This window comes from Microbacterium sp. AK031, from assembly GCF_024807145.1.
Lineage (GTDB): Bacteria > Actinomycetota > Actinomycetes > Actinomycetales > Microbacteriaceae > Microbacterium.
The window spans coordinates 168,909-193,956 of sequence record NZ_JANUCA010000006.1; the positions used below are offsets into that span (position 1 = coordinate 168,909).

A 25,048-nucleotide genomic window follows, 5' to 3' on the forward strand; every position below is an offset into this window, starting at 1 on the left:
CTCAGACGAGAGCGGCGACGCGGGTCCGGATGCCGGCGGCGATCATCTCAGGTTCTTGCGCGGCATCCAGCACCAGGAAGCGATCCGGCTCGGCGGCGGCGAGAGTCAGGAACGACTCGCGCACTCGGGTGTGGAACTCGGTCTTCTCGGACTCCAGCCGATCGAACGGCTTGTCTGCGGAATCGAGGCGGGTCCTCGCCGTCGCGGGGTCGAGATCGAGCAGCAGCGTCAAGTCGGGCAGCGCATCCTCGGTGGCCCACAACGACAGTTCGCGCACCTCGGCGGCATCGAGCACGCGTCCGGCGCCCTGGTAGGCGACAGAGGAGTCCAGGTAGCGGTCCTGCAGCACGATCTCGCCGCGCTCGAGAGCCGGCCGCACGACGGTTGCCACGTGGTGCGCGCGGTCGGCCGCATACAGCAGCGCCTCGGCGCGTGGCGCGATATCACCGCGGTGATGCAGCACGATGTCGCGGATCAGCTGGCCGACCTCACTGCCGCCCGGCTCTCGTGTGCGCAGCACGTTGTGCCCGGCATCCGTCAGCCACTTCTCCAGCAGCTCCGCCTGGGTCGTCTTTCCCGAACCGTCGCCACCCTCGAGAGTGATCCACACCCCTGAGCGTGCACTCACCAGCGCCTACTTCTTCGCCGCGTTCGCGGCACGCGTCGCCGCGGCCTTCTTGGCCGCTGCCGAACGTGCAGCGGCCTTCTCCTCGTCGGTCTTCGCCGCCGGCTTCTTCGCAGCAGGCTTCTTCGCAGCCACCTTCTTGGCCGGAGCCTTCTTCGCAGCGCCCCGCTTCGGAGCGGGGCCCTTCGCGCGCTTGTCTGCGAGCATCTGCACGGCGATCTCGAAAGTGATGTCCTCGGGCTTCTGCCCGCGCGGGATCGTCACGTTCGTCTCACCGTCCGTGACGTACGCGCCGAAGCGTCCGTCCCGGATCCGGATCGGCTTGCCGCTGACAGGGTCGGCCTCGAACTCGGCGAGCGCGCTGGATGCACGGCGAGACCCCGCACCGTACTTCGGCTGCGCATAGATCTCGAGCGCCTGGTCGAGGGTCACATCGAAGATCTGCTGCTCGCTCTCGAGCGAGCGCGAATCGGTGCCCTTCTTCAGGTACGGGCCGTAACGACCGTTCTGCGCGGTGATCTCGTCGCCGGTCTCGGGATCGTTGCCGACGACGCGCGGCAGGCTCAGCAGCGTCAGCGCGGTGTCGATGTCGATGTCTTCCACGGACATCGAGCGGAAGAGCGATGCCGTGCGCGGCTTCGGCGCGTCTTTCTTGGCCGTCTTCTTCTTCGGCTTGTCAACGACCTCACCGGTGGCCTCATCGATCGCGACGTCCTCCTCCGGCAGGTTCTCCTGCACGTAGGGGCCGTAGCGACCGTCCTTCACGACGATGACCCGGCCGTTCTCCGGGTTCTCCCCGAGAACGCGGTCGCCGGCGACAGGTGCATCGATGAGTTCCTGCGCCTTGGCCGCGGTCAGCTCGTCGGGAGCGAGGTCTTCCGGAACGTTGACGATCCGGCCGCGCTCTTCGGGTTTCGCGGGGTCGATGACCTCGAGATATGGTCCGTACTTGCCGAAGCGCAGCGTGGCGGTGTCGGTGATGGGTGTGGAGTTGAGCGCGCGGGCGTCGATCTCGCCGAGATTGTCGACGACCTGGCGCAGACCCACCTGTGCCTCGGTGCCGAAGTAGAACGATTTCAGCCATTCGACACGCTTCTGCTCGCCCCTGGCGATCGCGTCGAGGTCGTCTTCGAGGGCGGCAGTGAAGTCGTAGTCGATCAGGTCGGCGAAGTGCTCCTCGAGCAGCCGCACGACGCTGAACGCCATCCAGGTCGGTACGAGCGCCTGACCGCGCTTGGTGGCGTAACCGCGGTCGATCACGGTGCCGATGATGCTGGCGAACGTCGAAGGGCGGCCGATGCCGTGCTCCTCCAGCGCCTTGACCAGCGAGGCCTCGGTGAAGCGCGGCTTCGGTGTGGTCTTGTGGCCTTTCGCCTCGGCATCCGACATCCCCAGCTCATCGCCGACGGTGACGGCAGGCAGCGACTGATTCGAATCAGCGTCGGAATCGCCGCGCTTTTCGTCCCGGCCCTCCTCGTAGGCCTCGAGGAAGCCCTTGAAGGTGTAGACGGTGCCGGATGCCGTGAACTCGGCGACCTGGCCGGCGGCCTGCACGGCGAGCGTGACCGTCGTGGTCTCGTACTTCGCGTCGGCCATCTGGCTGGCGACCGTGCGCTTCCAGATGAGGTCGTAGAGGCGCAGTTCTTCGCGGTCGAGCTCGCCGGAGACCGACGCCGGCTTGCGGAAGTTCTCGCCCGACGGCCGGATCGCCTCGTGGGCCTCCTGCGCGTTCTTGCTCTTGGACTTGTACACGCGGGGCTTGAGCGGCACAGCCTTGTCGCCGTAGAGCGCGACAGCCTGGCTCCGTGCCGCCTGCACCGCCTGGGTGCTGAGGGCGACGGAGTCCGTTCGCATATAGGTGATGAAGCCCTTCTCATACAGGCGCTGGGCGACGCTCATCGCCTGCTTCGCGCTCATCGAGAGCTTGCGTCCTGCCTCCTGCTGCAGCGTGGAGGTGGTGAACGGGGCGTACGGACTGCGAGTGCCGGGCTTGGCCTCGACCTTGGTGACGGTGCCGGCACCGGTGGCGTCGACAGCGTGTGCGAGGGCGAGAGCCTTCTTCTCGTCAAGGACGATGACGGCCTTCTTGAGCTTTCCGTTGTCGTCGAAGTCGGTGCCTCGGGCGAGCTGGCCGCCGTCGACGCGAACCAGGCGCACCTTGAAGGCAGTGCCTGTGGCTGAGGCGGATGCTTCGACGTCCCAGTAGTCGGCGGAGACGAACGCCATGCGCTCGCGCTCCCGCTCTACGATCATGCGGGTGGCGGCAGACTGCACGCGCCCGGCGGAAAGCCCCGTCTTGACCTTGTACCAGAGCACCGGCGAGATGTCCCAGCCGTACAGGCGATCGAGGATGCGGCGGGTCTCCTGGGCATCGACGAGTGCGAGGTCGAGCTCGCGGGTGTTGCCGATGGCCGCTTGGATCGCGTCCTTGGTGATCTCGTGGAACACCATGCGCTTGACGGGCACCTTCGGCTTCAGCGTTTCCAGCAGGTGCCAGGCGATCGCCTCGCCTTCGCGGTCCTCATCAGTGGCGAGCAGGAGCTCGCCGGCATTCTTCAGCGCGCGCTTGAGTTCGGCGACGGTCTTCGTCTTGCGATCGGACACGACGTAGTACGGGTCGAACCCGTTGTCGATGTCGATCGAGTACTTCCCGTACGCGGCCTTGTCGGCAGCGGGGATGTCCTTCTTGTCAGCGAGGTCGCGAATATGGCCGACAGAGCTGAGCACCTCGTAGTCATCACCGAGGTACCCCTGAATCGACCTCATCTTCGTCGGAGACTCGACGATGACGAGCTTCTTGCCTTCAGCCAAGGGTGCGTCCTTTCTTCGAAGCACACCATACACACCACTGTCGTGGTGCATTCACAGCGGAGCCGTGGGTGAGACCGTCAGAATCCCTCGGGTGGCCCGGCACGGGCGCGGGAGACGGCAGCAAGACCAGCGTACGCCGACTCGACCTGCACGGTCGCCACAAGACCGTCCAACACGCACGACACGAGCGTCGCTCGGGATGCCGCGGCGACCCGGGCCGCGAGCGCACAGGGCTCCTCTCCGGTGACGATCGCGCCGGACGACGCGTCTGCGGCCGCGAGTGCGGCAGCATCCGCCGCCCCGGCAGCACGCTGCGCCGTGACCGCCGCACCGCCGACGGCCGCAAGCCCCAGCGACAGCGATGCCGCGACCGTCAGCACACCGGCGGCGAGCGCGCTGCCTGCCATCACAGACCTCCGCTGAGTGCGCAGCTGGACGCGGTCAAGGGGAAGCGGATCAAGCGTCCGATCACCATGTCCGCCCGAGCGCTGACGCAGCTGAGGTCACCGCGTAGTTCGCTCGAAACCTCCGCATCGCTCACGGATGTCGTCACCGCCGCATACGCGATCGCGTTGCTCTCGCCCCGCCCCAGCAGTCGTGCTGCGTCAGCCACCGCATCTTGAAGAGACACCTGCCGTGCGCCGGCGCCGAGTGCGCCCGCTCCCAGCATCAGCGTGAGCAGGACTGCCGGAAGCGCGAGCGCGAGCTCGGCGGCGACGGATCCGCGCTCGGCGTCGGTCGTCTTCACGACGAGCTCGTCGCTCGCATCACGGCATGCGCGTCGGCTAAGAGACCGTGAGCGCACGACGCACGAGATCGGTCAGGATGCCGCGCACCTCGTCCGAGCGCATGATGACGACGAGCAGTCCTGCGAACGCCACGGCCGCCATCGTCGTGATGGCGTACTCGGCGGTGGCAGCGCCGGACTCGTCGGTGAAGAGCGACGCCGCGCGGCGTCTGGTGAGGGTCGGGATGGAGTTCATGTGTTCCTTCTTTCTTTCGGGCTGCGGTCAGGCAGCGGGGTTCAGATCGACAGCGGTATCAAAGCGGCAGCGGAGTCGACGACATGACAGAGATCATCAGCGGCGCGACGCCGAGCAGCAGAAAGGCGGGGAGCGTGCAGACGCCGAGCGGGATGAGCAGTTGCGAGGAGAGCCTGGCCGCGCGCAGTCGTCCGCGGATCCGTGCGTCGTGACGCTCCTGGGCGGCGGCGGCTCGCAGAAGCTCGCCGGCGGGGACACCCGCTGCGCGCGACAGCTCGAGCACTCCCCTGGTGTGTGCGCCGCTGATGCGATCTCGAGCGGGACTGTCGTCCACGAGCTGCCACGAGCGCTCGATGGAGGCACCTCCGGACAGGGCGACGGCCATGAGTTCGGCATGCATGCCGGGCGTGCCCGGATCCGGCTGCGCCCGCTTGAGCAGATGACGCGTCCAGACGCGTGCTCCCAGCACGAGCAGCAATCCCACGATCAGGCATGCGGTGCCGATCGGATTGCTGAACAGCACCGTGACCGTGTCGAATCCGAGAGCGAATCCGAGCAGGAGCCCCGCGAGCGGCATCCAGAGCAGAAGCCGGGCCGTGCCGGCCGGCTCCGCGAGCGCGATGCGCACGTCATCGGCCGCAGCGGCCGTGTCTCGCATCGTCTCAGCGAGCGACCGCAGCACCTCGGCGAGAGGAGCTCCTACGGTCGTCGCTACATCCCATGCGGCCGCCACATCGGCCCATGCACCGCGCTCAGCTTCGATCGCGTCGACAAGGACGGCGCCCTCATCGCAGCGCTCGACCACGCTTTCCGCGTGGGCGTCGCCCGAGTCCGCCAGGTGCCGCCATGCATTCAACGGAACGGCACCGGCCTGCAGCAGCACAGCGAGCGTGCGCACCGAGACCGCCGCCTCCTCCGCCCCGGCATCCGGTTTCTTCGCCGGTCGCAGACCCGGGATCGACGCGAGCTTCACCACGGTCGCACCTCTTCGATGTCGAGTCGATCGGCCCGCAGCAGAAGCCGCCCCACCTTGGCGATGCGCCGCACCCCATCACCACCGCGAGCGAGGTGCACCACCACCGTGAACGCGCTCACGACCTGTCGGGCCAGAGCCGTGGCATCCATACCCGCAAGCGCACCGAGCGCTTCCAGACGGGCGGGAACATCGACGAGTCCGCTTGCGTGGAGCGTGCCTGCGCCGCCGTCATGGCCGGTGTTCAATGCGGAGAGGAGTTCGCGCACCTCTTCACCGCGGCACTCGCCGACGACGAGCCGATCCGGTCGCATGCGCAGCGACTCGCGGACCAGTCTGGCGAGCGTGATGGATCCCGCTCCCTCCAGATTCGCCTGTCGCGCCTCGAGCGCGACGTGGTGCGGATGCGCAGGGCGCAGCTCGGCGACGTCCTCGATCGTGACGATGCGCTCAGCCGCGGGGACGCGGTGCAGCAGCGCTGCGAGCAGCGTCGTCTTGCCGGTACCAGTGCCGCCGGTGATGAGGATGTTCGCCCGCTCTGCGACCAACTGCTCCAGCCAGGCCTGCTGCGACGCGTCGAACGCCCCGAGTGCCGCGAGTGCGCCGAGGTCGGCTGCGCGCACGCGAGGAATACGCACCGACACGGCGGTGCCGGACGTCGACACCGGAGCGAGTACCGCATGCACGCGGATGCCGGATGCGAGTCGTACATCGACGCAGGGCGACTGGTCGTCCAGGTGACGGCCGCCGGCTCCGATCAGTGCGACGGCGAGGTCGCGCACCTCGCGCTCGGACGCCGCCCACTCCACCACGCGCTCTGCGCCGTCGCCGCGATCGACGAAGAGCCCATCTGCGCCGTTCACGAAGACGTCTGTCACTCGCGGATCGGCGCAGTGCTCGGCGAGCGGCCCGAACGCGGCATCCAGGTCGACAGGGAGTGCGCGGCTGCCGCCTACGGCAGTCACCGCATCGCGCGGCCGGATGATGAACGGCTGTGGCATGCCCCGACGTTATGCGCGGCCACTGCCCTGCGTGCGCCCGGAACCCACGTGCTGTGCGCAACCCGTCACGTTCGCGGGACAGTGCAGAACGACTGCGAACACAGAGAAGGGCGGCACCACACGGGGGGAATGGGATGCCGCCCAAAGGCGGGCCGAGCCCGGGGAGGACGGCCACGCCGAGGCCGAATCGAGATTACGGCTGCCGTCGAGTGTACGCATGGCAGCCGTCCTCACAAAACCGATCCGGATACCGACTTTCGGCGGTATTGACGAAAACAGGCGCAGACTAGATTCACCGTGTCACGGTCGTGCACTCTGCACGATCTCGTCCCGCCGCAAAGGAGCGCATGCCATGAGCAGCCAGATCGATCATCTCCTCGACGAGACCCGCAGGTTCCCGCCCGCTGAGGAGTTCGCCGCAGCTGCCGTCGCGCAGCCAGAAGTCTACGAGCGGGCCGGCGCCGACCGCGAGGCGTTCTGGGGCGAGCAGGCCCGGGAGCTGCTGCATTGGAAGAAGCCCTTCACCCGAGTGCTCGACTGGTCCACCCCGCCGTTCGCCAAGTGGTTCGACGACGGCGAGCTCAATGTCTCGTACAACTGCCTCGACCGTCACGTCGAAGCCGGCAATGGCGACCGCGTCGCGATCCTCTGGGAGGGCGAGCCCGGCGATTCCCGTCGCATCACCTACGCCGAGCTCACCGACGAGGTCAAGCGGGTCGCGAACGTGCTGTCCGGGTTCGGAGTCGGCGTGGGGGACCGCGTCGCGATCTATCTGCCGATGATTCCCGAGGCCGTCGCGGCGATGCTCGCCGTCGCACGTCTCGGTGCCGTCCACTCCGTCGTCTTCGGCGGTTTCAGCGCCGACAGCCTGCGCTCCCGCATCGACGACGCCGGCGCCAAGGTTGTCATCACGGCGGACGGCGGTTATCGCAAGGGACGCGTCTCCGCCCTCAAGCCCGCCGTCGACCAGGCTCTCGGCGACCGCGGCGACGGCGTACAGCAGACCGTCGAGCACGTTCTCGTCGTCAAGCGCGGCGAGAACGACGTCGATTGGGTCGAAGGACGCGACGTCTGGTGGCATGACATCGTGCCTGCGGCATCGGTCGATCACGAGGCCCAGGCGTTTCCCGCCGAGAACCCGCTGTTCATCCTCTACACCTCCGGCACCACCGGAAAGCCGAAGGGCATCCTGCACACGTCCGGCGGCTACCTCACCCAGGCGGCATACACGCACAGGAACGTGTTCGACCTGAAGCCGGAGACCGACGTGTTCTGGTGCACGGCGGATATCGGCTGGATCACGGGCCACACCTACGTCACATATGGTCCACTGGCGAACGGCGCGACGCAGGTGCTCTACGAGGGAACGCCGGATGCCCCGCATCCCGGCCGCTGGTGGGAGGTCATCGAGAAGTACGGCGTGACGATCTTCTACACCGCGCCGACCGCGATCCGCTCCTTCATGAAGATCGGCCGCAGCGTCCCTCGAAAGTTCGACCTGTCGTCCATCCGCCTGCTCGGATCGGTGGGTGAGCCCATCAACCCCGAAGCGTGGATGTGGTACCGCGAGGTGATCGGCGGGGGCGACACTCCGATCGTCGACACCTGGTGGCAGACCGAGACCGGAGCCATCATGGTGTCGCCCCTCCCTGGCATCACGGCGACGAAGCCGGGCTCGGCACAGGTGCCGCTCCCGGGCATCGCCATCGACGTCGTCGACGAGACGGGTGAAGAGGTCGGCAACGGCAACGGCGGTCTGCTCGTGATCACCGAGCCGTGGCCGAGCATGCTGCGCGGCATCTGGGGCGATCCGGAGCGCTACAAGGAGACGTACTGGGAGAAGTTCGACAAGCAGGGCTTCTACTTCGCGGGCGACGGTGCACGACTCGACGAGGACGGCGATCTGTGGCTGCTCGGACGCGTCGACGACGTGATGAACGTCTCCGGCCACCGGCTGTCCACTGCCGAGATCGAGTCGTCGCTCGTCGCGCACGAGGCGACGGCAGAGGCCGCCGTGGTCGGCGCTTCGGACGAGACCACCGGCCAGGCTGTCGTCGCCTTCGTGATCATCAAGGAGAGCTACCTCTCCGAGCACGATGCGGCCGGGCTGGCGACGCAGCTGCGTCAGTGGGTCGGCGAGCAGATCGGTGCAATCGCCCGCCCACGCGACGTCTACATCGTGGGCGAGCTGCCCAAGACGCGCTCCGGCAAGATCATGCGCCGCCTGCTGCGCGATGTCGCCGAGGGCCGCGAAGTAGGCGACACCACGACTCTGGCCGACACGGCGGTGATGAGCATCATCTCGGCGCAGGTCAAGTAGCGGCATTGAAAAGGTCCCCGCTCCCGTCGGGTGCGGGGATCTTCTCATTGAGATCACGCGAGAGTGAAGGTCACCTCGACCTCGACCGGGCTGTCCAGGGGCAGCACCGCGACTCCGACGGCGGCGCGGGCGTGCACGCCCGCGCCGCCGAAGATATCGCCGAGCACGTCGCTGGCGCCGTTGATGACGCCGGGCTGGCCGGTGAAGGCCGGATCGGATGCCACGAAGCCGCCGACGCGCAGCACGCCGCCGATCTTCTCCAGTCCGCCTGCGGCGGCGGCCGCAGCCGCGAGCGCATTCAGCGCGCACGTGCGGGCATACATCTTGGCGTCTTCGGCCGTGACCTCTGCGCCGACCTTGCCTGTCGCGGGCAGCGCACCCGATGCGAACGGCAGCTGGCCCGACGTGTAGACGAGGCCCGCGTGCACGACGGCGGGAACGTACGCCGCGACGGGGGCTGCGACTTCCGGAAGCTCGATCTCGAGCTCACTCAGCCTGGACGCGATGCTCATGCCGCACCGCCCTCGAACTGACGTGCGGCCTGCTCTGCGGCCGCCAGGCCTGCACTGTTCGACCCATCCTGCGACACCGGCCGCTTGAAGTAGGCCACGAGTCCCCCTTCCGGACCTTGGACGACCTGCACGAGCTCCCAGCCCTGCTTTCCCCAGTTGTTGAGGATCGCGGCGGTGTTGTGGATCAGCAACGGGGTGGTCAGATACTCCCACGTGGTCATGGCACTCCTGCGGTCAGAGACGATCGGCACAAGCGATCGTCAAAGGCGGTATTCAGGGAACTCCCCTACGATCTAGCGTATGCCTCAGAAGAATCGCACAGCGAAAGGCGTGCTCGGCGGCCTTCTCGGCTTGATCGGGCTCAGCGCAGTCGCCGGGGTCCTGGTGACCGCGACGGTCACCCCCGCACTCGCCGTCGCCGGAGCCGCCGGATCGCAAGCGCTCGACCTGTTCGACAAGCTGCCGTCATACCTGAAGCCGGATGCGCCCATGGAGCCGAGCACGATCTACGCGATCGGCCACGACGGCAACCCGGTGCAGATGGCGACGTTCTTCGACCAGAACCGCACGCAGGTGGAGTTCGATCAGATCTCACCCGTCGTGTACGACGCCATCCTCTCCAGTGAGGACAAGGGCTACTACGAGCACGGCGGAGTGAACCTCGGAGCGACGGCGAAGGCGCTGATCGACAACGTGCGCGGCACGTCATCGCGCGGAGCATCCACGATCAGCCAGCAGTACGTCAAGAACGTGCTCGTGCAGCAATGCGAGCAGAAGGTGCTCCCGGGTGATGAGAACTACGCGGACAAGACCGCGCAGTGCTGGCTGGATGCCACCAACGCCGTCGGAACGGACGGTATCGAGCGCAAGCTGCAGGAGATGCGCTACGCGATCCAGATCGAGAAGGATTACTCGAAGAACGAGATCCTGCTCGGGTACCTGAACATCGCGAGCTTCGGCGGCACGGTCTACGGCATCGAGGCTGCGGCGAACTACTACTTCAACACCAGCGCTTCGAATCTGACGGTTGCGCAAGCGGCAACATTGGCCGGCATCGTGCAGAATCCGAACCGCTACCGCATCGACAAGATCGGCGGCTCCGCCACAGAAGCGGGCAATGCGGTGAACAGCGAAGCAGACGGTTACGCCTTGACGAAGGTTCGCCGCGACTACGTCATCAACCGCATGCACGAGGACGGCAAGATCACCGACGCGCAGCACGCCGAGGCACTCGAGTCGCCAATCGCTCCAGCCATCAATGCGCCGTCGCAAGGGTGCGCGGCCGCGCAGAACAACGCCTATTTCTGCCAGTACGTGAAAACCGTCGTGCTCGGCGACCCCGCCTTCGGCGACACCTATGAAGAGCGCGTGAAAGCGCTGCAACGCGACGGTCTGGAGATCTACACTTCACTGGACCTGCGCATCCAGGACCCGGCGGTCGCTGCTCTGAAGGATCGGGTGCCGCCGAACTTGGACAACCAGCACTTCGGCGGTGCCGGTGTCACGATCGAACCCGCAACTGGCCGAATACTCGCGATCACGCAGAACACGAACTTCCAGGAGACCCCGACCGAAGACCAGGCGTACTCGAGTCTCGTGTATGCCGCGGACTACGATCACGGCGGGTCCGCCGGGGTCCCGGTCGGATCGACCTACAAGCTGTTCACGCTGATCAACTGGCTCGAGACCGGACACTCGGTCAACGAGTCACTCAACGGCCGCCACCAGACGCTGAAGATGAACGTATGCGATGGCCAGACCCAACCCCTCGATACCAGCGAGATCAACAACTTCGACAACAATCCCGGCTACTACGGCACACCGATGCGGTTCACGAAGGATTCGCTGAACTCGGGTTACTTCGCCATGGCGTCCAGGTTGGAAGTCTGCGACATCAACGCCGTGGCCGATCGCATGGGTGTCACGACGTGGGACCCCGACGCGCAGAAAGTCGTGAAGACGACGGACTTCAACTACCCCTACAACGTCCTTGGCGACAAGTACATCGCACCGCTCGACATGGCCAGCGCGTATGCGACAGTCGCGAACAAAGGCATCTACTGCGCCCCGAAGGCGATCGACCGGGTCGTCAACCAGAAGGGCGAGGAACTGCCGGTTCCGGAGACGGCCTGCTCGCAGGTCATTTCTCCTGAGGTCGCGGCAACCGCCGCATACGCACTACAGGGAGTCATGAACTCCGGCGGTACCGGTCAGAACGCCAACCCGTATGACGGCACGCCTCTGCTCGGCAAGACCGGCTCGCACGAGACTTACGCGACGATGATGATCGAGTCCAGCACGAAAGCCACGACCGCCGTCTACATCGGTCGCACAGAGGGCTTCGCGAACATCTGGAACGAGTGGTACAACGACAACGAGCTGCAGAGCATCCGCTACGACGTCGCCCGCGACATGCAAGCTGCCGCAAATGCGGCGCTCGGTGGCGGCGATGAGTTCCCGCGGCCGGACGACAACCTCATCCGCCGGGTGCTGGTCGATCTCCCGAACGTCGTCGGGCAGACGGTGGGTGACGCCACAGCGACGCTCGAGTCCGCAGGATTCTCGGTGAACGTGGGCCCAGAGGTCGACAGCGATGCCGCGAAGGGCATCATCGCTACACAGGACCCGGGCGCGGGACAGGTGTCCAGCGGCACCACGGTCACGATCTCACCGAGCAACGGTCAGGCCGCGACAGTGCCCGATGTCTCCGGAAAGCCCCTCGCCGATGCCGTCGAAGCCTTGAAGGCCGCCGGCTTCACCAGCGTGACTGCGCATGCGTCGTGTTCCGCCGGCGACGACGATGCCAATACGGTGAAGAGCTCCAGCCCCGCTGCCGGAACCGCCACGAAGAAGTCGACTGCAGTGACAGTCAAGTGCTCGTAGCGGGCAAGCGCGCCCACCCGGCCCTCCTCGCGCTCAGCGCGGTGGGGGCCGTCGGCGCGGCCTGCGCGATATGGGGCATCGGCATCGAGCGCTACCTGTTCACCGCGCGCGAAGCCTCGGCCGAGGCCCTCGCGCCTGGCGCCCGCCCGATCCGGATCCTGCACCTGTCGGATGCACACATGGCGCCGTGGCAGCACCGCAAGCAGGACTGGCTCTCGTCGCTCGCCGAGCTGGAGCCAGATCTCATCGTCAACACGGGCGACAACCTCGGCCACCGCGACGGTCTGCAGGGCGTGCGTCGCGCGTTCGATGCGTTCGCCGGAATCCCCGGTGTCTTCGTGCACGGCTCGAACGACGTCTACGGTCCATCGCCGCGCAATCCGCTGCGCTATTTCTCCGGTCCATCCAAGCGCCACCAGGAACCCGAGCACCTCGACACGGATGCGCTCGACGCGTACTTCACCGACGAACTCGGCTGGGCGGACCTCAACAATGCTGCGGCTCGCCTGAGCGTGGCCGGTAGCGATGTCGACCTGTTCGGCGTCGACGATGCGCACCGCGATTGGGACGAGATCGACGATCTTCCGGCAGCCATCGCTTCTCTCGGCAGTCGGGATGCCGGTACTCCCCTGCTGGGCGTCACCCACGCGCCGTACCAGCGTGTGCTCAACACGTTCACCGACCTCGGCGCGCAGGCAATCTTCGGCGGGCACACTCACGGTGGCCAGGTGTGTCTCCCCGGCTTCGGCACCCTTGTGGCGAACTGCGACATCCCGCTGAAGCAGGCGAAGGGGCTGAGCACTTGGAGCCACGGCGGGCGCAGCATCCCGCTGAATGTCAGCGCCGGCTGCGGACACTCGATCTACGCGCCAGTGCGCTTCGCCTGTCGCCCGGAGGCGACTCTGCTCACGCTCACCGCACGGGACACGCCCGCATAGTCCGGGAGAGCATCGATTCGGCTCAGAGCCCGTTTCACTGTAGACTCAAACGGTTGCAACGGGGTGTGGCGCAGCTTGGTAGCGCGCTTCGTTCGGGACGAAGAGGCCGCAGGTTCAAATCCTGTCACCCCGACCACTGTTGCAAGAAGGCCGCCCTCCGGGGCGGCCTTCTTCACATCCGACAGCAGGCCTGACGACCCGCTGCGCTCACCTAGGCTGGAGACACCATGACCACACCCCGCCTCGTCGCCTTCGACCTCGATGACACGCTCGCCCCGTCGAAGAGCCCGATCGACCCGAAGATCGCCGTCCAGTTGCGCGCACTGCTGCAGCATGTCGACGTGGCGATCATCTCCGGCGGCAACGAACAGCAGTTCCGCGTCCAGGTGATCGCGCAGCTCGGCGACGCCGACACGACCGATCTCGCCCGCCTGCACCTGCTGCCGACGTGCGGCACACGCTACCTGCGCCATGACGGCGAGGGCTTCGACACCGTGTATGCGCACGACCTCTCCGACGAGCAGAAGTCGGCCGCGTTGCGCGCGCTCCGTGAGGAGGCGGAACGGCTCGGTCTGTGGGAGCAGAACCCCTGGGGCGAGATCCTCGAGGACCGCGGCTCGCAGATCACATTCTCGGCGCTCGGGCAGCAGGCCCCGCACGACGAGAAGCAGTCCTGGGATCCGTCCGGCACCAAGCGCAGTCGGCTGCGCGAAGCAGTCGCCGCGCGCCTGCCTGAACTCGAGGTGCGTTCGGGCGGTTCGACCTCGATCGACATCACCCTCGCCGGCATCGACAAGGCACACGGCATGAAGGCGCTGGCCGAGCGCACCGGCATCCCGCTCGGCGACATGCTCTTCTACGGCGACCGCCTCGACGAGGGCGGCAACGATTATCCGGTCAAAGCGCTCGGAGTACGCTCGATCGCGGTCACCGGGTGGGAGCACACCGCAACCGAGCTGGACGAACTCATCCCGACGCTTTAGCCGTGTCTGGGCGGCGGGCCGTAGCATTGCGACATGGATCCGCTGACGCTCACGATCCTCGTCGCCGCGTGCGCCAGTGCGGCATGCTGGCTCCTGTCCCTTTCCACCCGCGACACCTCATGGGTCGACCGCGGGACCGGCCTGTTCCGCCACAGCCGCCATCCGAACTTCTTCTTCGAACAGGCACAGAGGTGGGTGTTCTGCGCGATGGGTGCGGCAGCAGCCGCGGGATCCGGTCCGGGATTCTTCGGAGGCGCACCGAGCTGGACGATCATCGGGCCGGCGCTGCTGACTGCGCTCTTCATCGGCTCGACGATCTTCACCGAATCGATCTCAGCATCCCGATATCCGGAGTACGCCGAGTACCGCCGCACGACCTCGATGATCGTGCGGCTTCCTCCCCGCGCCGCTGCGTTGCGGTGACGCCACGGCAACGCGGTCAGCGCGCAGCGAGAGCTGCGTTCGCCGCCCCGCCCCCCACCGGCACGAGACGGGCGAGCTGAGTGACGTGAGCCGGCTCGAGCTCCGCAAGAGATGCCACGCCGAGAAGGCGCATGGTGCGCTCGATCTCGGTGCGCAGGATCGCGATCGTCCGGTCGACGCCCTGCCGCCCTCCGGCCATCAGACCGTAGAGATATGCCCGCCCGATCAGCGTGAAGTCCGCGCCGAGGGCGACGGAGGCGACGATGTCGGCGCCGTTCATGATTCCAGTGTCGATCATGACCGTGAAGTCGTCTCCGACTTCCCTGCGCACCTTCGGCAGCAGGTGGAACGGGATGGGCGCCCGGTCGAGCTGACGGCCACCGTGGTTCGACAGCACGATACCGTCCACGCCTGCATCGCGCAGCTTCACGGAGTCCTCGACGTTCTGCACGCCCTTGATGACGATCTTTCCGGGCCAGAGATCGCGGATCACGGCGAGGTCGTCGTAGCTGATCGTCGGGTCCATCGCAGCATCCAGCAGCTCGCCGACGGTGCCGCCGGTGGTGCTGAGCGACGCGAACTCGAGCTTCGGTGTGGTGAGGAAGTCCCACCACCACCAGGGGCGAGGGATCGCGTTGATGATCGTCCCGAGCGTGAGCTGCGGCGGAATAGCGAATCCGTTGCGCTTGTCACGCAGACGGGCACCCGCGACCGGAGTGTCGACCGTGAAGTGCAGCGTGTCGAAGCCGGCAGCGGCGGCGCGACGGGTGAGCTCGTAGGAGATCTCGCGGTCGCGCATGACGTACAGCTGGAACCAGTTGCGCCCGTTGGGGTTCGCAGCCTTCACGCCCTCAATCGATGTGGTGCCGAGAGTGGAGAGAGTGAAGGGGATGCCCGCGGCTGCTGCTGCACCTGCGCCGGCCTCTTCGCCCTCGGTCTGCATGAGGCGGGTGAATCCGGTCGGCGCGATGCCGAATGGTAGGGCGCTGGGGCCGCCGAGGATGTCGATGGAGGTGTCCACATCGGGCGCCGGCTTGAAGATGCCGGGATGGAACTCGACATCCTGAAAGGCCTGACGCGCTCGCGTCAACGACAGCTCGCCCTCTGCGGCGCCGTCGGTGTAGTCGAACGCCGCCTTCGGGGTGCGGCGCTTCGCGATCGTGCGCAGATCGTCGATCGTGAGTGCCGCATCGAGACGACGCTTGCGCCCATCGAGCTCGGGCTTCTTGAACTTCATGAGCTCGAGGAGCTCTGAGGGCTTGGGAACCTGACGGGTGACCATAGCCTTCCTTTCAACGAGACGGGTGGGTGGATGTCAGACCGGCCGCGCTGTAGTAGCCGGTGATGTGGTCGTGCACGAGAGCGCGGGCGGCATCCGCGTCGCCGGCATCGATCGCGGCGATCAGCGCGCGATGCTCGAAGCGCAACCGGGCCGCCATGGCATCGAAGTCGTCGATGGATGCTGAACCGGTGAGGACGTACGACTCGATGGACGTGCGCAGGCCTGCCATCATCGCGGCGATCACGGTGTTGCCGCTGGATTCGGCCAGCGACAGATGCAGCTGCGCGTCGAGTGCGAGGAACTCGCCCGTGGTGAGGCCGCCGGCATCCATCGCGTCGAGTATCCGGTGCGCCGCCGTGATGTCACGTGCTTCGGCCGACGCGAGAGCCGTCACGACGGCATCCTCGAGCACGAGGCGAGTGCGCACCACATCCCCCAACGCGAAGCCCTTTGCGGCCAGCTGCAGGCGCAGCAGGGCAGACATCCCCCCGGAGGGCGTGGCGATGACGATCGCGCCGGACTGCGGGCCTGAGCCGGTCGCTGTGCGGATCAGCCCCATGACCTCGAGCACGCGCAGCGCCTCGCGGACGCTGGAGCGGCCGACGCCGAGTTCAGTGGCGAGATCGCGCTCGGACGGGAGTCGATCGCCTGGTCCGAGGCGACCTTCGAGCAGGTCGCGCTCGACGCGCTCGAGCACGACGCGCCAGGCACGCTGCGTCATCCACTCCTCCTCTGTGGTCAGACCACAGACTAGCGCGTGTGGTCAGACCACGCAATTCCGACGCTCAGATCGCATGAAGACGGCTGCCGCAGCCTCACCCCAGGCGCCCACCGGACTCCTCGAGGTAGCAGTTGCCGCACAGTGACTCGTACGTCACGACGTCTGCTGGCGCTCCGGCTGCCGCTCCCTCGTCGATCGCGACCTGGTCGCCGTCGAACACGAAGCGGCCGCCTGTGACGCGACCGTTGAAGACGGCCTTGCGTCCGCAGCGGCAGATCGTCTTGAGCTCCTCAAGCGAGTGGGCGATCGCGAGCAGTCGGGCAGAGCCGGGAAAGGCGTGAGTCAGGAAATCGTTGCGGATCCCGTAGGCCATCACCGGGATGCCGTCGACCACCGCGATGCGGAACAGATCATCGATCTGCTTCGCAGTGAGAAACTGCGCCTCGTCGACGAGCAGACAGGCGACGCCGGCAGGGTCGCCAGGGATCAGGCTCTCATCGTTGTGCTGCTGCATCCGCTCGCGTTCGCGTTGGAAGAGTGCGCGTGCGTCACCGTCAGGCGGGATGAGGAAGTCGACCTCACGCGTCATACCGAGGCGGCTCTCCACCTGGTTCGCGCCCTTGGTGTCTATCGTCGGCTTCGCCAGAAGCACGTGCTGGCCGCGCTCCTCGTAGTTGTACGCGGCCTGCAGCAGCGCCGTGGACTTGCCGGAGTTCATCGCCCCGTAGCGGAAGTACAGCTTCGCCACGGTGCGCTGCTACCTCGAGATGCCGAGCACGGCCGCCGTCGCCGTCATGGATTCGTCTGCCACGGCCTCGTTCTCGTTGAGCTTCTCGCCGTACGTCGGGATGAGCTCGCGCAGCGTCGGCTCCCACCCGGCGTACTGCTCGGGGAAGCACGTCTTCAGCAGGTTCAGCATGATCGGCACGGCCGTCGATGCGCCGGGCGATGCGCCGAGCAGCCCCGCGATCGAACCGTCCGCAGCGGAGACGACCTCGGTGCCGAACTGCAGCACGCCGCCCTTCTGCGCATCCTTCTTCATGACCTGTGCGCGCTGGCCTGCGTCGATGAGCGACCAGTCCTCGTCCTTCGCTGTGGGCATGAAGACGCGGAGGCCGTCGACCTTCTTGCGATGGTTCTTGATCAGCTCGCCGACCAGGTACGTGATCAGGTCAGGGTTCGCGAACGCCACGCGCAGCATGGGCCACAGGTTGTGCGTGCGCACCTGGCTGACGATGTCGAACATCGAGCCGTTCTTGAGGAACTTGGGACTGAACGTGGCGAAAGGACCGAACAGCAGCGACGCCTCGCCGTCGACGACACGGGTGTCCAGGTGCGGCACCGACATCGGCGGTGCCCCGACGGATGCCTGCGAGTAGACCTTCGCCTTGTGCTGGGAGACGATGGCAGGGTTCGTGGTCTTGAGGAACTGTCCGCCGATCGGGAAGACGCCATAGCCCTTGATCTCAGGGATGCCGGAGCGCTGCAGCAGCTTCAACGCCCAGCCGCCGGCGCCGACGAAGACGAACTTCGCGTTGACCTCGCCCGGCGTGTGCCCCAGCGCCCGGCGGTACGAGACCTGCCAGCTACCGTCCTTCTGCTTCTTGAGCTTTCGCACCTCTTGGTTGGTGCGCAGTTCGACGCCACTGGCGGCGAGGTGATCGAAGAGCTGATGCGTCAGCGCACCGAAGTCGACGTCGGTGCCGGCCGGAACCCTGGTCGCAGCGAACGGCTCGCCCTTGCGGCGCTTCTGCATGAGCAGCGGCGCCCACTGGTTGATGACACGGGAGTCCTCGCTGTACTCGATGCCCTCGAACAGCGGCTGCTCCTTGAGTACCTCGTAACGCGCCTTGAGGTACGCGACATCCTTCTCTCCGCGCACGAACGTCATGTGCGGGGTGGCGTTGATGAATGTCGACGGCTCGTCGAGCACACCCTTGTTGACCAGCGACGACCAGAACTGCCTGCTCTGCTGGAACTGCTCGTTGATCGAGACCGCCTTGGCCGGGTCCAATGGCCCGCCGTCGTTCTGCGGCATGTAGTTCAGCTCGCAGAGCGCCGCATGGCCGGTGCCCGCGTTGTTCCACGGGTTGGAGCTCTCCTGGGCCACATCAGACAGTCGCTCGAAGGCGACGATCTTCCAGTCTGGCTGCAGTTCGTGCAGCAAGGTGCCCAGTGTGGCGCTCATGATGCCACCACCGATGAGGACGACGTCGACGGATTCAGTCACCGAACCAGTCTAGTTCGCGCGCCGGAGGACGCGAACCACTGCCGTTCTCCGCGGAGCGACTACGCGGCGACAACGAGACGAGCGGCGACGAGCTCGGCGATCTGCACAGCGTTGAGCGCTGCGCCCTTGCGGAGGTTGTCGTTGCTGACGAACAGCACGAGACCCTTGTTCTCCGGCGCTGACTGATCGGCACGGATACGACCGACATAGCTCGGGTCGCTGCCTGCGGCCTTCAACGGCGTCGGCACCTCTTCGAGCACGACACCCGGTGCTGCGGCGAGCAACTCGGACGCGCGCTGCGGGGTGATGTCGCGCGAGAACTCCGCATGGATGGAGAGCGAGTGGCCGGTGAAGACCGGAACGCGCACACAGGTTCCGGCGACGCGAAGATCGGGCAGCTCGAGGATCTTGCGACTCTCGTTACGCAGCTTCTTCTCTTCGTCGGTCTCGTTGAAGCCGTCGTCGACGATGCTCCCGGCGAGCGGGATGACATCGAACGCGATGGGAGCGACGTACTTCTCCGGCTCGGGGAAGTCGATGGCCGCACCGTGGTGGACGAGCCGCAGCACGTCGCCCTGCTCGACCGCGGCTTCGACCTGTCCGAGGAGTTCCTGTGCACCGGCGAGGCCGGAACCCGACACCGCCTGGTACGTACTGACGATGAGCCGCTCGAGCCCGGCCTCGGTGGCCAGAGGCTTGAGCACGGGCATCACGGCCATCGTCGTGCAGTTCGGGTTGGCGATGATGCCCTTGGGACGCTCATCGATCGCGTGCGGGTTGACCTCGCTGACCACGAGCGGCACCTCGGGGTCGCCACGCCAAGCGCTGGAGTTGTCGATCACGACAGCGCCCGCAGCGGCGAAGCGCTCGGCGTATGCGCGGCTGGCGGTGGCTCCGGCGGAGAACAATGCGATCTCGATGCCCGCAGGATCAGCCGTCTCGACATCCTCCACGACGACGTCGACACCGGCGAACGCGATCGTTCTGCCGGCAGAACGCGCAGACGAGAACAGGCGCAGCTCGCGGATCGGGAACGAACGCTCCGCGAGGATATCGCGCATCACGGTGCCCACCTGGCCGGTGGCGCCGACGATGGCGACGGAGTGTCCTGAGTCGGAGATACGGGTCATGAAAGGCTCTTCCTACGGGGGTTTGGGCGAGTCTATCGCGAGTTTCAGCGGCCGGTGCCGGCGTGCACGACGGCTTCGTCTTCACCGTCGAGGCCGTAGGCGGTGTGCACGATGCGGGCGGCGTCGGCGAGGTCCGAGCCGCGCAGCACCACCGAAATACGGATCTCGGAGGTCGAGATCATCTCGATGTTGATGCCCGCGGTCGACAGCGCGTCGAACAGCGTCGCCGAGACACCGGAGTGCACCCGCATGCCGGCGCCGACGACGGAGAGCTTGCCGATCTGATCGTCGTGGATCAGGCTGTCGAAGCCGACGTCCGTCTGCTCGGCGGCGAGCGCCTTCAATGCCGGCGACGCGTCACCCTTCGGAAGCGTGAACGAGATGTCAGCACGCCCCGTGGCGGCGACAGAGACGTTCTGCACGATCATGTCGACGTTCGCGCCGGACTTCGCGACGATCTTGAAGATCTCGGCGGCCTTGCCCGGCACGTCGGGCACGCCGACGACCGTGATCTTGGCCTGGCCCAGCTCTGTGGCGACACCTGCGACGATCGGCTCTTCCATGGCTTCTCCCTCGGTTTCGCGGGGGTTCTTCATGCCCTCGCCCAGAACGTACGTGCCTTCGCTCGACGAGAACGTCGAGCGGGCGTGGATGAGCACGCCGTGACGGCGTGCGAATTCGACAGCGCGGATGTACAGCACCTTGGCGCCGTTCGCCGCCAGCTCGAGCATCTCCTCACTGGAGACATGATCGAGCTTCTGCGCACGCGGGATGACGCGGGGGTCCGCCGTGTAAATGCCGTCGACATCACTGTAGATCTCGCAGACATCGGCATCGAGCGCCGATGCGAGGGCGACGGCAGTCGTGTCCGACCCGCCTCGCCCGAGCGTCGTGATGTCACGCGTATCACGGTTGAACCCCTGGAATCCGGCGACGATGACGATCGCACCTTCGTCCAGGGCTTCACGCAACCGCACCGGTGTCACATCCACGATGCGCGCGGAGCCGTGGTGATCGTCCGTGATCATCCCGGCCTGGCTCCCGGTGAACGAGCGGGCGTCGAACCCCATCGAATGGATCGCCATCGCCAGCAGAGCCATCGAGATGCGCTCCCCGCTGCTCAGCAGCATGTCCATCTCGCGCGGCGCGGGGATGGGGGCGACCTCGTTCGCCAATTCGAGCAGCTCGTCCGTCGTGTCGCCCATGGCGCTCACGGCCACGACGACATCGTGTCCCGCACGTCGCGCGTCAACGATGCGTTTGGCGACGCGTTTGATGCTCTCGGCGTCGGCGACGGAAGAGCCGCCGTACTTCTGCACAATGAGGGCCAACGTACACTCCCAGGGATCTCGGGCAGATCCGCCCACGGCCATTGTACTTTCGACGCGTATTCCCCTCCGCGTATGTGACGCCTCCGAAATACTGCTGCTGCTCAGGCGGCGGACGGCGATCCGTCGCGAGCCGGTCGCTCAGGACTTGTGAGAGCGGGATCCACGACCGGAGGGCGGGTGCGGAGGTGCCCGCCCGTCGCGGCGAACCAGCATCCGGCGAGGATCACGGGGAACCCGATCAGCAGCCCCGGCGTCACCGGCTCTGCGAGCACTATCGCGCCGAGCACGATCGCGACGACAGGGTTGATGTAGGTGAACAGCGGCGCGCGCACCGGACCGACTTCGCGGACGAGCGCGAAGAAGGCGACGAACGCGAGCGCCGTGCAGATCACGCCGAGCAGAATCAGCGACACGCTCGAGCGGATCGTCGGCACCTCATGCTGTGTGAGCAGTGCGGCCGGCAGATAGCCGAGGCCGATCGCGAACAGCGCGAGCGTGATGGTGCCTATCGACGGGACCCCTGCGAGCTTGTGCGCGATGATGAACGGCGCGATGGCGTACAGCAGCGCCGTGAGCATGATCTCGCCGATCGCGAAGACGCTCGCCTGGCCCTGCGGGAAGAGTCCCGGCCCGGCGACGACGATGCCGACGCCGATGAAGCCGAGGAGAAGACCACCCAGGCGTATGGGGGCGAGGACCGCGCGGTCGCCTCGCAGCAGAGCGATGATGACGGCGAACAACGGCACCGTCGCGACGAGCAGACCGGTGAGTCCCGAAGGCAGCTGCGTCTCGGCGTGACTGAGCAGCAGAAACGGCCCAGCCATCTCGACCAGACCGAATGCGAGCACCCACGGCCAGTGCTTCCACACCGCCTTCAGCGCACCGCTGCGGATCGCGAACGGTAGCAGGACCAGTCCGCCCAGCAGCGTGCGCCCGGCGACGACGGCGGGCGGGCTGAACGAGTGCACCGCCTCTTTGATGAACAGGTAGGTGATGCCCCAGACGAAGGCCATGACCGCGAAGAGCATCCAGCCTCTGCGTGTGAAGCCCCTGTGGGCGTTCATTCGGCCGACTCTGCGGTGATGCCGGCGCTCAGGAGGACGGTCACAACGTTCGTCGACCTTCGAACGCGCGACCGAGGGTGACCTCGTCGGCGTACTCGAGGTCGCCGCCCACAGGCAGACCGGATGCGAGGCGTGACACCGTGATCTGCATCGTGGTCAGCAGTCTGCTGAGGTAGCTGGCGGTCGCCTCCCCTTCGAGGTTCGGGTTCGTCGCGAGGATCACCTCTTGCACGGTGCCGTCGGCGAGACGCGACATCAACTGCGTGATGCGCAGGTCATCCGGACCGACCCCTGCAATGGGGCTGATCGCCCCGCCGAGCACGTGGTAGAGGCCGCGGAACTCACGGGTGCGCTCGATGGCCGAGACGTCCTTGGCATCTTCCACGACACAGATCAGGGCTGGATTGCGGCGGGGGTCACGGCAGATCGCGCAGCGGTCTTGCTCGGACACGTTGCCGCAGACCTCGCAGAATCGCACCCGTTCACGCACATCCGTGAGTAGCTCGGCGAGACGGGCGACGTCGAACGTCGGTGTCTGAAGGATGTGGAATGTGATGCGCTGCGCCGACTTCGGCCCGATACCGGGGAGCCTGCCGAACTCATCGATGAGCTCTTGAACGATGCCGTCATACATCAGGCGAACCTCGTGGGCGCTTCATAGGGCTCTTCACGCACGAAGGTCGCACCGAGCACCTGACGGATCACCGCTTCGCCATAGCGCTGCACGCCGCCGCCACCGGCGGCGCGCTCGGTGGCGACGGGTACGGAGCGCTGCGGGACGGCCGGCAGCTCGGACTGCTGCGGCGGCACGGGCGGCTCGTACGGTGGTTCGTCGTCGGCGTCATCGGGGGCATCGGCGTCATCCGGCAACGGCGGCGCATCGTGATCGACCGCCCCGTCCTGCGTCGGCTGGGGGGCCGATGCCTCGGACTCGACATCGGCGGGTTCGGGGTCGATCGGGAACTGGGGATGCGATGCGACCGGCTGCTGCTCGGAGCTGGGGATCGATGCGACCGCCCATTCCGTCACCGAAGCGGGCGTGGCCGGCGCCTGCGGCGCGCTTCGTCCTGATGAACTCTGGTTCGACGACGACGGCGCTGTGCGCACGCGTTCAGGAGCAGCCGCATCGGAGAGCGCCGTCGGCGGCAACGGCTTCGGGAGATACTTCACGCGAACGCCGAGTTCCTGCTCGATCGCCGTGCGCAGGTGGTCGGACGGGCCGGGACCCGGCGTGGAGCCCTTGAACGACTTGACGTCCTGCGGACTCGCGAAGCCGAGCGTGAGCACCTCGGATTCGGTGGCGTAATCGAGCGGCTGCACGGTCGTGACCGTCAGCCACGCTGTGCGGCTGACGTCTTCGAGTCGCTTGAGGATCGCCGGCCATGACGAGCGGACGCGTTCGAAATCGACCGGGCCTGACGGCTCAGCGTGCGATTCCGGAGTCGTTTCAGGTGCCGGAGTCGTCTCGGGAACCGGAGTCGTCTCGGGTGTTTGAGTCGTTTCGGGAACCGGAGTCGTCTCGGGTGTTTGAGTCGTTTCGGGTCGCTCAACGACCCGCTGAGGTGCACCAGCGGGGGCCGCAGGCTCAGGCACAGCAGGAACAGCAGCCGGCTCAGGAGGCTCCGGAGCAGGAACAGCACGCTCAGGAACAGGAGCAGGAGTCGAAGCAGGCTGAGCGAGTCCGGGCGAGTCGAAGCCTTCGCGGCTCCCCTCCCCCGCGGCGCTCAGCACGCGGGCGATCATGAGCTCGAGGTGAAGGCGGGGCGATGTGGCCCCTGTCATGTCGTCCAGAGCGGCGCTGACGACGTCGGCCGTGCGGGAGAGGCGCGCAGCGCCGAAGGCAGTGGCCTGGGTGCGCATGCGGGCGAGCTCGTCCTCGGCGAGTCCGCGCAGCACTGCGCCGGCGCCGACGCCGACTGCGGCGATCACGATGAGATCGCGCAGACGCTCGAGCAGATCGTCGACGAAGCGCCGCGGATCCTGACCCGTCTGCACGACCCGATCGATCGCGGGGAAGGCCGCTGCGGCATCGCCGGCGGCGAGCGCATCGACGATCTCGTCCAGCAGGGCGCCGTGGGTGTAGCCCAGCAGCGACACCGCCCGTTCGTATGCGACCGAGTCGCCGTCGGAGCCGGCGATGAGCTGGTCGAGCAGCGAGAGGGTGTCTCGAGGCGAGCCGCCGCCTGCACGAACGACGAGCGGCAGCACGCCTTGATCGACCTGCACGCCTTCTTCGGCACACAGCTTCTCGACGTACTCGAGCATCGCCGCCGGCGGCACGAGCCGGAACGGGTAGTGATGCGTACGGGAGCGGATCGTGCCGAGCACCTTGTCGGGCTCCGTGGTCGCGAAGATGAACTTGACGTGCGCAGGGGGCTCTTCCACGAGCTTCAGCAGTGCGTTGAAGCCCTGCGGGGTGACCATGTGCGCCTCATCGAGGATGAAGATCTTGAATCGATCGCGGCTGGGAGCGAAGGTCGCCCTCTCGCGAAGATCCCGCGCGTCGTCGACGCCGTTGTGACTGGCCGCGTCGATCTCGACGACATCGAGTGACCCGCCGCCGGCGCGCGACAGCTCAACGCAGCTGGGGCAGGTGCCGCACGGGGTGTCGGTGGGGCCCTCCGCACAGTTCAGGCATCGAGCGAGAATGCGTGCCGAGGTGGTCTTTCCGCAGCCACGTGGCCCTGAGAAGAGATACGCGTGACCGACGCGGTCGCTGCGCAGCGCCGTCATCAGCGGTTCGGTCACCTGGGACTGCCCGATCATCTCGCCGAAGTTCTCGGGGCGGTAACGGCGGTACAGGGCTGTGGTCACCACTCCAGCCTACGGCGTGCCGCC

23 protein-coding genes and 1 tRNA gene are annotated in these 25,048 nt (G+C 66.8%); 6 read left to right on the top strand and 18 right to left on the bottom strand.

All coding sequences use genetic code 11. The features are described from left to right. Position 1: 1 nt before the first annotated feature. The 7 genes from tmk to HDC95_RS12640 all read right to left on the bottom strand — a co-directional run bounded on the left by tmk (position 2) and on the right by HDC95_RS12640 (position 6,393). Positions 2-628 carry a dTMP kinase gene (gene tmk, locus HDC95_RS12610; protein ID WP_259063891.1) on the bottom strand — a complete coding sequence of 209 codons (627 nt, stop codon included), beginning with the start codon at positions 626-628 and terminating at the stop codon, positions 2-4. Positions 629-634: 6 nt separating this feature from the next. Continuing rightward, positions 635-3,436 (bottom strand): type I DNA topoisomerase, encoded by a 2,802-nt coding sequence (gene topA / locus HDC95_RS12615; RefSeq protein WP_259063893.1) that lies wholly within the window; start codon positions 3,434-3,436, stop codon positions 635-637. Between the two features lie 77 nt (positions 3,437-3,513). Further along, positions 3,514-3,843, bottom strand: coding sequence for an Rv3654c family TadE-like protein (locus HDC95_RS12620; protein WP_259063894.1), 330 nt, complete (start codon positions 3,841-3,843; stop codon positions 3,514-3,516). Then, positions 3,843-4,184 carry a TadE family type IV pilus minor pilin gene (locus tag HDC95_RS12625; protein WP_259063895.1) on the bottom strand — a complete coding sequence of 114 codons (342 nt, stop codon included), beginning with the start codon at positions 4,182-4,184 and terminating at the stop codon, positions 3,843-3,845. Before HDC95_RS12625 ends, HDC95_RS12620 begins: the two co-directional genes overlap by 1 nt. Before the next feature lie 37 nt (positions 4,185-4,221). Beyond that, complete coding sequence (locus HDC95_RS12630; RefSeq protein ID WP_259063896.1) at positions 4,222-4,419, bottom strand: DUF4244 domain-containing protein; 198 nt, start codon at positions 4,417-4,419, stop codon at positions 4,222-4,224. A gap of 58 nt (positions 4,420-4,477) precedes the next feature. After that, positions 4,478-5,395 (bottom strand): type II secretion system F family protein, encoded by a 918-nt coding sequence (locus HDC95_RS12635; protein ID WP_310503257.1) that lies wholly within the window; start codon positions 5,393-5,395, stop codon positions 4,478-4,480. Next, complete coding sequence (locus HDC95_RS12640) at positions 5,389-6,393, bottom strand: TadA family conjugal transfer-associated ATPase (RefSeq protein ID WP_259063897.1); 1,005 nt, start codon at positions 6,391-6,393, stop codon at positions 5,389-5,391. The genes HDC95_RS12635 and HDC95_RS12640 overlap by 7 nt, the downstream gene beginning before the upstream one ends. Before the next feature lie 352 nt (positions 6,394-6,745). Here HDC95_RS12640 and acs point away from each other — a divergent pair, with 352 nt between their 5' ends. After that, the gene (gene acs / locus HDC95_RS12645) at positions 6,746-8,713 is read left to right on the top strand and encodes an acetate--CoA ligase (RefSeq protein WP_259063898.1); all 1,968 of its coding nucleotides are present in this window, start codon (positions 6,746-6,748) and stop codon (positions 8,711-8,713) included. Positions 8,714-8,766: 53 nt separating this feature from the next. Here the strand turns inward: acs and HDC95_RS12650 are convergent, their stop codons facing one another. Together HDC95_RS12650 and HDC95_RS12655 are read right to left on the bottom strand one after the other, a co-directional pair. Continuing rightward, positions 8,767-9,225, bottom strand: coding sequence for a RidA family protein (locus HDC95_RS12650; RefSeq protein ID WP_259063899.1), 459 nt, complete (start codon positions 9,223-9,225; stop codon positions 8,767-8,769). Then, entirely contained in the window at positions 9,222-9,446 is a 225-nt protein-coding gene (locus tag HDC95_RS12655; protein WP_259063900.1) for a DUF4177 domain-containing protein, read from the bottom strand. The genes HDC95_RS12650 and HDC95_RS12655 overlap by 4 nt, the downstream gene beginning before the upstream one ends. 79 nt (positions 9,447-9,525) lie before the next feature. Between HDC95_RS12655 and HDC95_RS12660 the strand changes: the two genes are divergently transcribed. The 5 genes from HDC95_RS12660 (at position 9,526) to HDC95_RS12680 (ending at position 14,452) form a co-directional block, all read left to right on the top strand. Further along, positions 9,526-12,108 carry a transglycosylase domain-containing protein gene (locus HDC95_RS12660; RefSeq protein WP_259063901.1) on the top strand — a complete coding sequence of 861 codons (2,583 nt, stop codon included), beginning with the start codon at positions 9,526-9,528 and terminating at the stop codon, positions 12,106-12,108. Then, a complete protein-coding gene (locus HDC95_RS12665; protein ID WP_259063902.1) occupies positions 12,099-13,046 on the top strand; it encodes a metallophosphoesterase in 948 nt (315 codons plus the stop codon). Before HDC95_RS12660 ends, HDC95_RS12665 begins: the two co-directional genes overlap by 10 nt. A 59-nt stretch (positions 13,047-13,105) precedes the next feature. Beyond that, a tRNA-Pro gene (locus HDC95_RS12670) sits at positions 13,106-13,182 on the top strand. 91 nt (positions 13,183-13,273) lie between these two features. After that, the gene (locus HDC95_RS12675; protein ID WP_259063903.1) at positions 13,274-14,029 is read left to right on the top strand and encodes an HAD-IIB family hydrolase; all 756 of its coding nucleotides are present in this window, start codon (positions 13,274-13,276) and stop codon (positions 14,027-14,029) included. 33 nt (positions 14,030-14,062) lie between these two features. Further along, positions 14,063-14,452, top strand: a complete 390-nt coding sequence (locus tag HDC95_RS12680) for a DUF1295 domain-containing protein (RefSeq protein WP_259063905.1) — start codon at positions 14,063-14,065, stop codon at positions 14,450-14,452. Positions 14,453-14,468: 16 nt separating this feature from the next. On the opposite strand, the gene HDC95_RS12685 is transcribed toward HDC95_RS12680, so the two are convergent. The 9 genes from HDC95_RS12685 to HDC95_RS12725 form a co-directional block, all read right to left on the bottom strand. Further along, a complete protein-coding gene (locus HDC95_RS12685; protein ID WP_259063907.1) occupies positions 14,469-15,734 on the bottom strand; it encodes an alpha-hydroxy acid oxidase in 1,266 nt (421 codons plus the stop codon). A gap of 10 nt (positions 15,735-15,744) precedes the next feature. After that, on the bottom strand, positions 15,745-16,455 hold the full coding sequence (locus HDC95_RS12690; protein ID WP_259063908.1) for a FadR/GntR family transcriptional regulator: 711 nt from the start codon (positions 16,453-16,455) through the stop codon (positions 15,745-15,747). 94 nt (positions 16,456-16,549) lie between these two features. Further along, positions 16,550-17,203, bottom strand: coding sequence for a thymidine kinase (locus HDC95_RS12695; protein WP_259063910.1), 654 nt, complete (start codon positions 17,201-17,203; stop codon positions 16,550-16,552). A gap of 9 nt (positions 17,204-17,212) precedes the next feature. Then, positions 17,213-18,685: a malate:quinone oxidoreductase gene (locus HDC95_RS12700; protein WP_259063911.1), complete on the bottom strand. Its 1,473-nt coding sequence runs from the start codon at positions 18,683-18,685 to the stop codon at positions 17,213-17,215. A gap of 59 nt (positions 18,686-18,744) precedes the next feature. Beyond that, positions 18,745-19,815, bottom strand: coding sequence for an aspartate-semialdehyde dehydrogenase (locus tag HDC95_RS12705; protein ID WP_259063913.1), 1,071 nt, complete (start codon positions 19,813-19,815; stop codon positions 18,745-18,747). Positions 19,816-19,859: 44 nt separating this feature from the next. Continuing rightward, positions 19,860-21,146, bottom strand: a complete 1,287-nt coding sequence (locus tag HDC95_RS12710) for an aspartate kinase (protein ID WP_259063915.1) — start codon at positions 21,144-21,146, stop codon at positions 19,860-19,862. A 101-nt stretch (positions 21,147-21,247) separates the two neighbouring features. Further along, complete coding sequence (locus tag HDC95_RS12715; protein ID WP_259063917.1) at positions 21,248-22,210, bottom strand: DMT family transporter; 963 nt, start codon at positions 22,208-22,210, stop codon at positions 21,248-21,250. A 40-nt stretch (positions 22,211-22,250) separates the two neighbouring features. Continuing rightward, positions 22,251-22,844, bottom strand: a complete 594-nt coding sequence (gene recR / locus HDC95_RS12720) for a recombination mediator RecR (protein WP_259063918.1) — start codon at positions 22,842-22,844, stop codon at positions 22,251-22,253. Further along, a complete protein-coding gene (locus HDC95_RS12725) occupies positions 22,844-25,024 on the bottom strand; it encodes a DNA polymerase III subunit gamma and tau (protein WP_259063919.1) in 2,181 nt (726 codons plus the stop codon). Before HDC95_RS12725 ends, recR begins: the two co-directional genes overlap by 1 nt. Positions 25,025-25,048 lie beyond the last annotated feature (24 nt).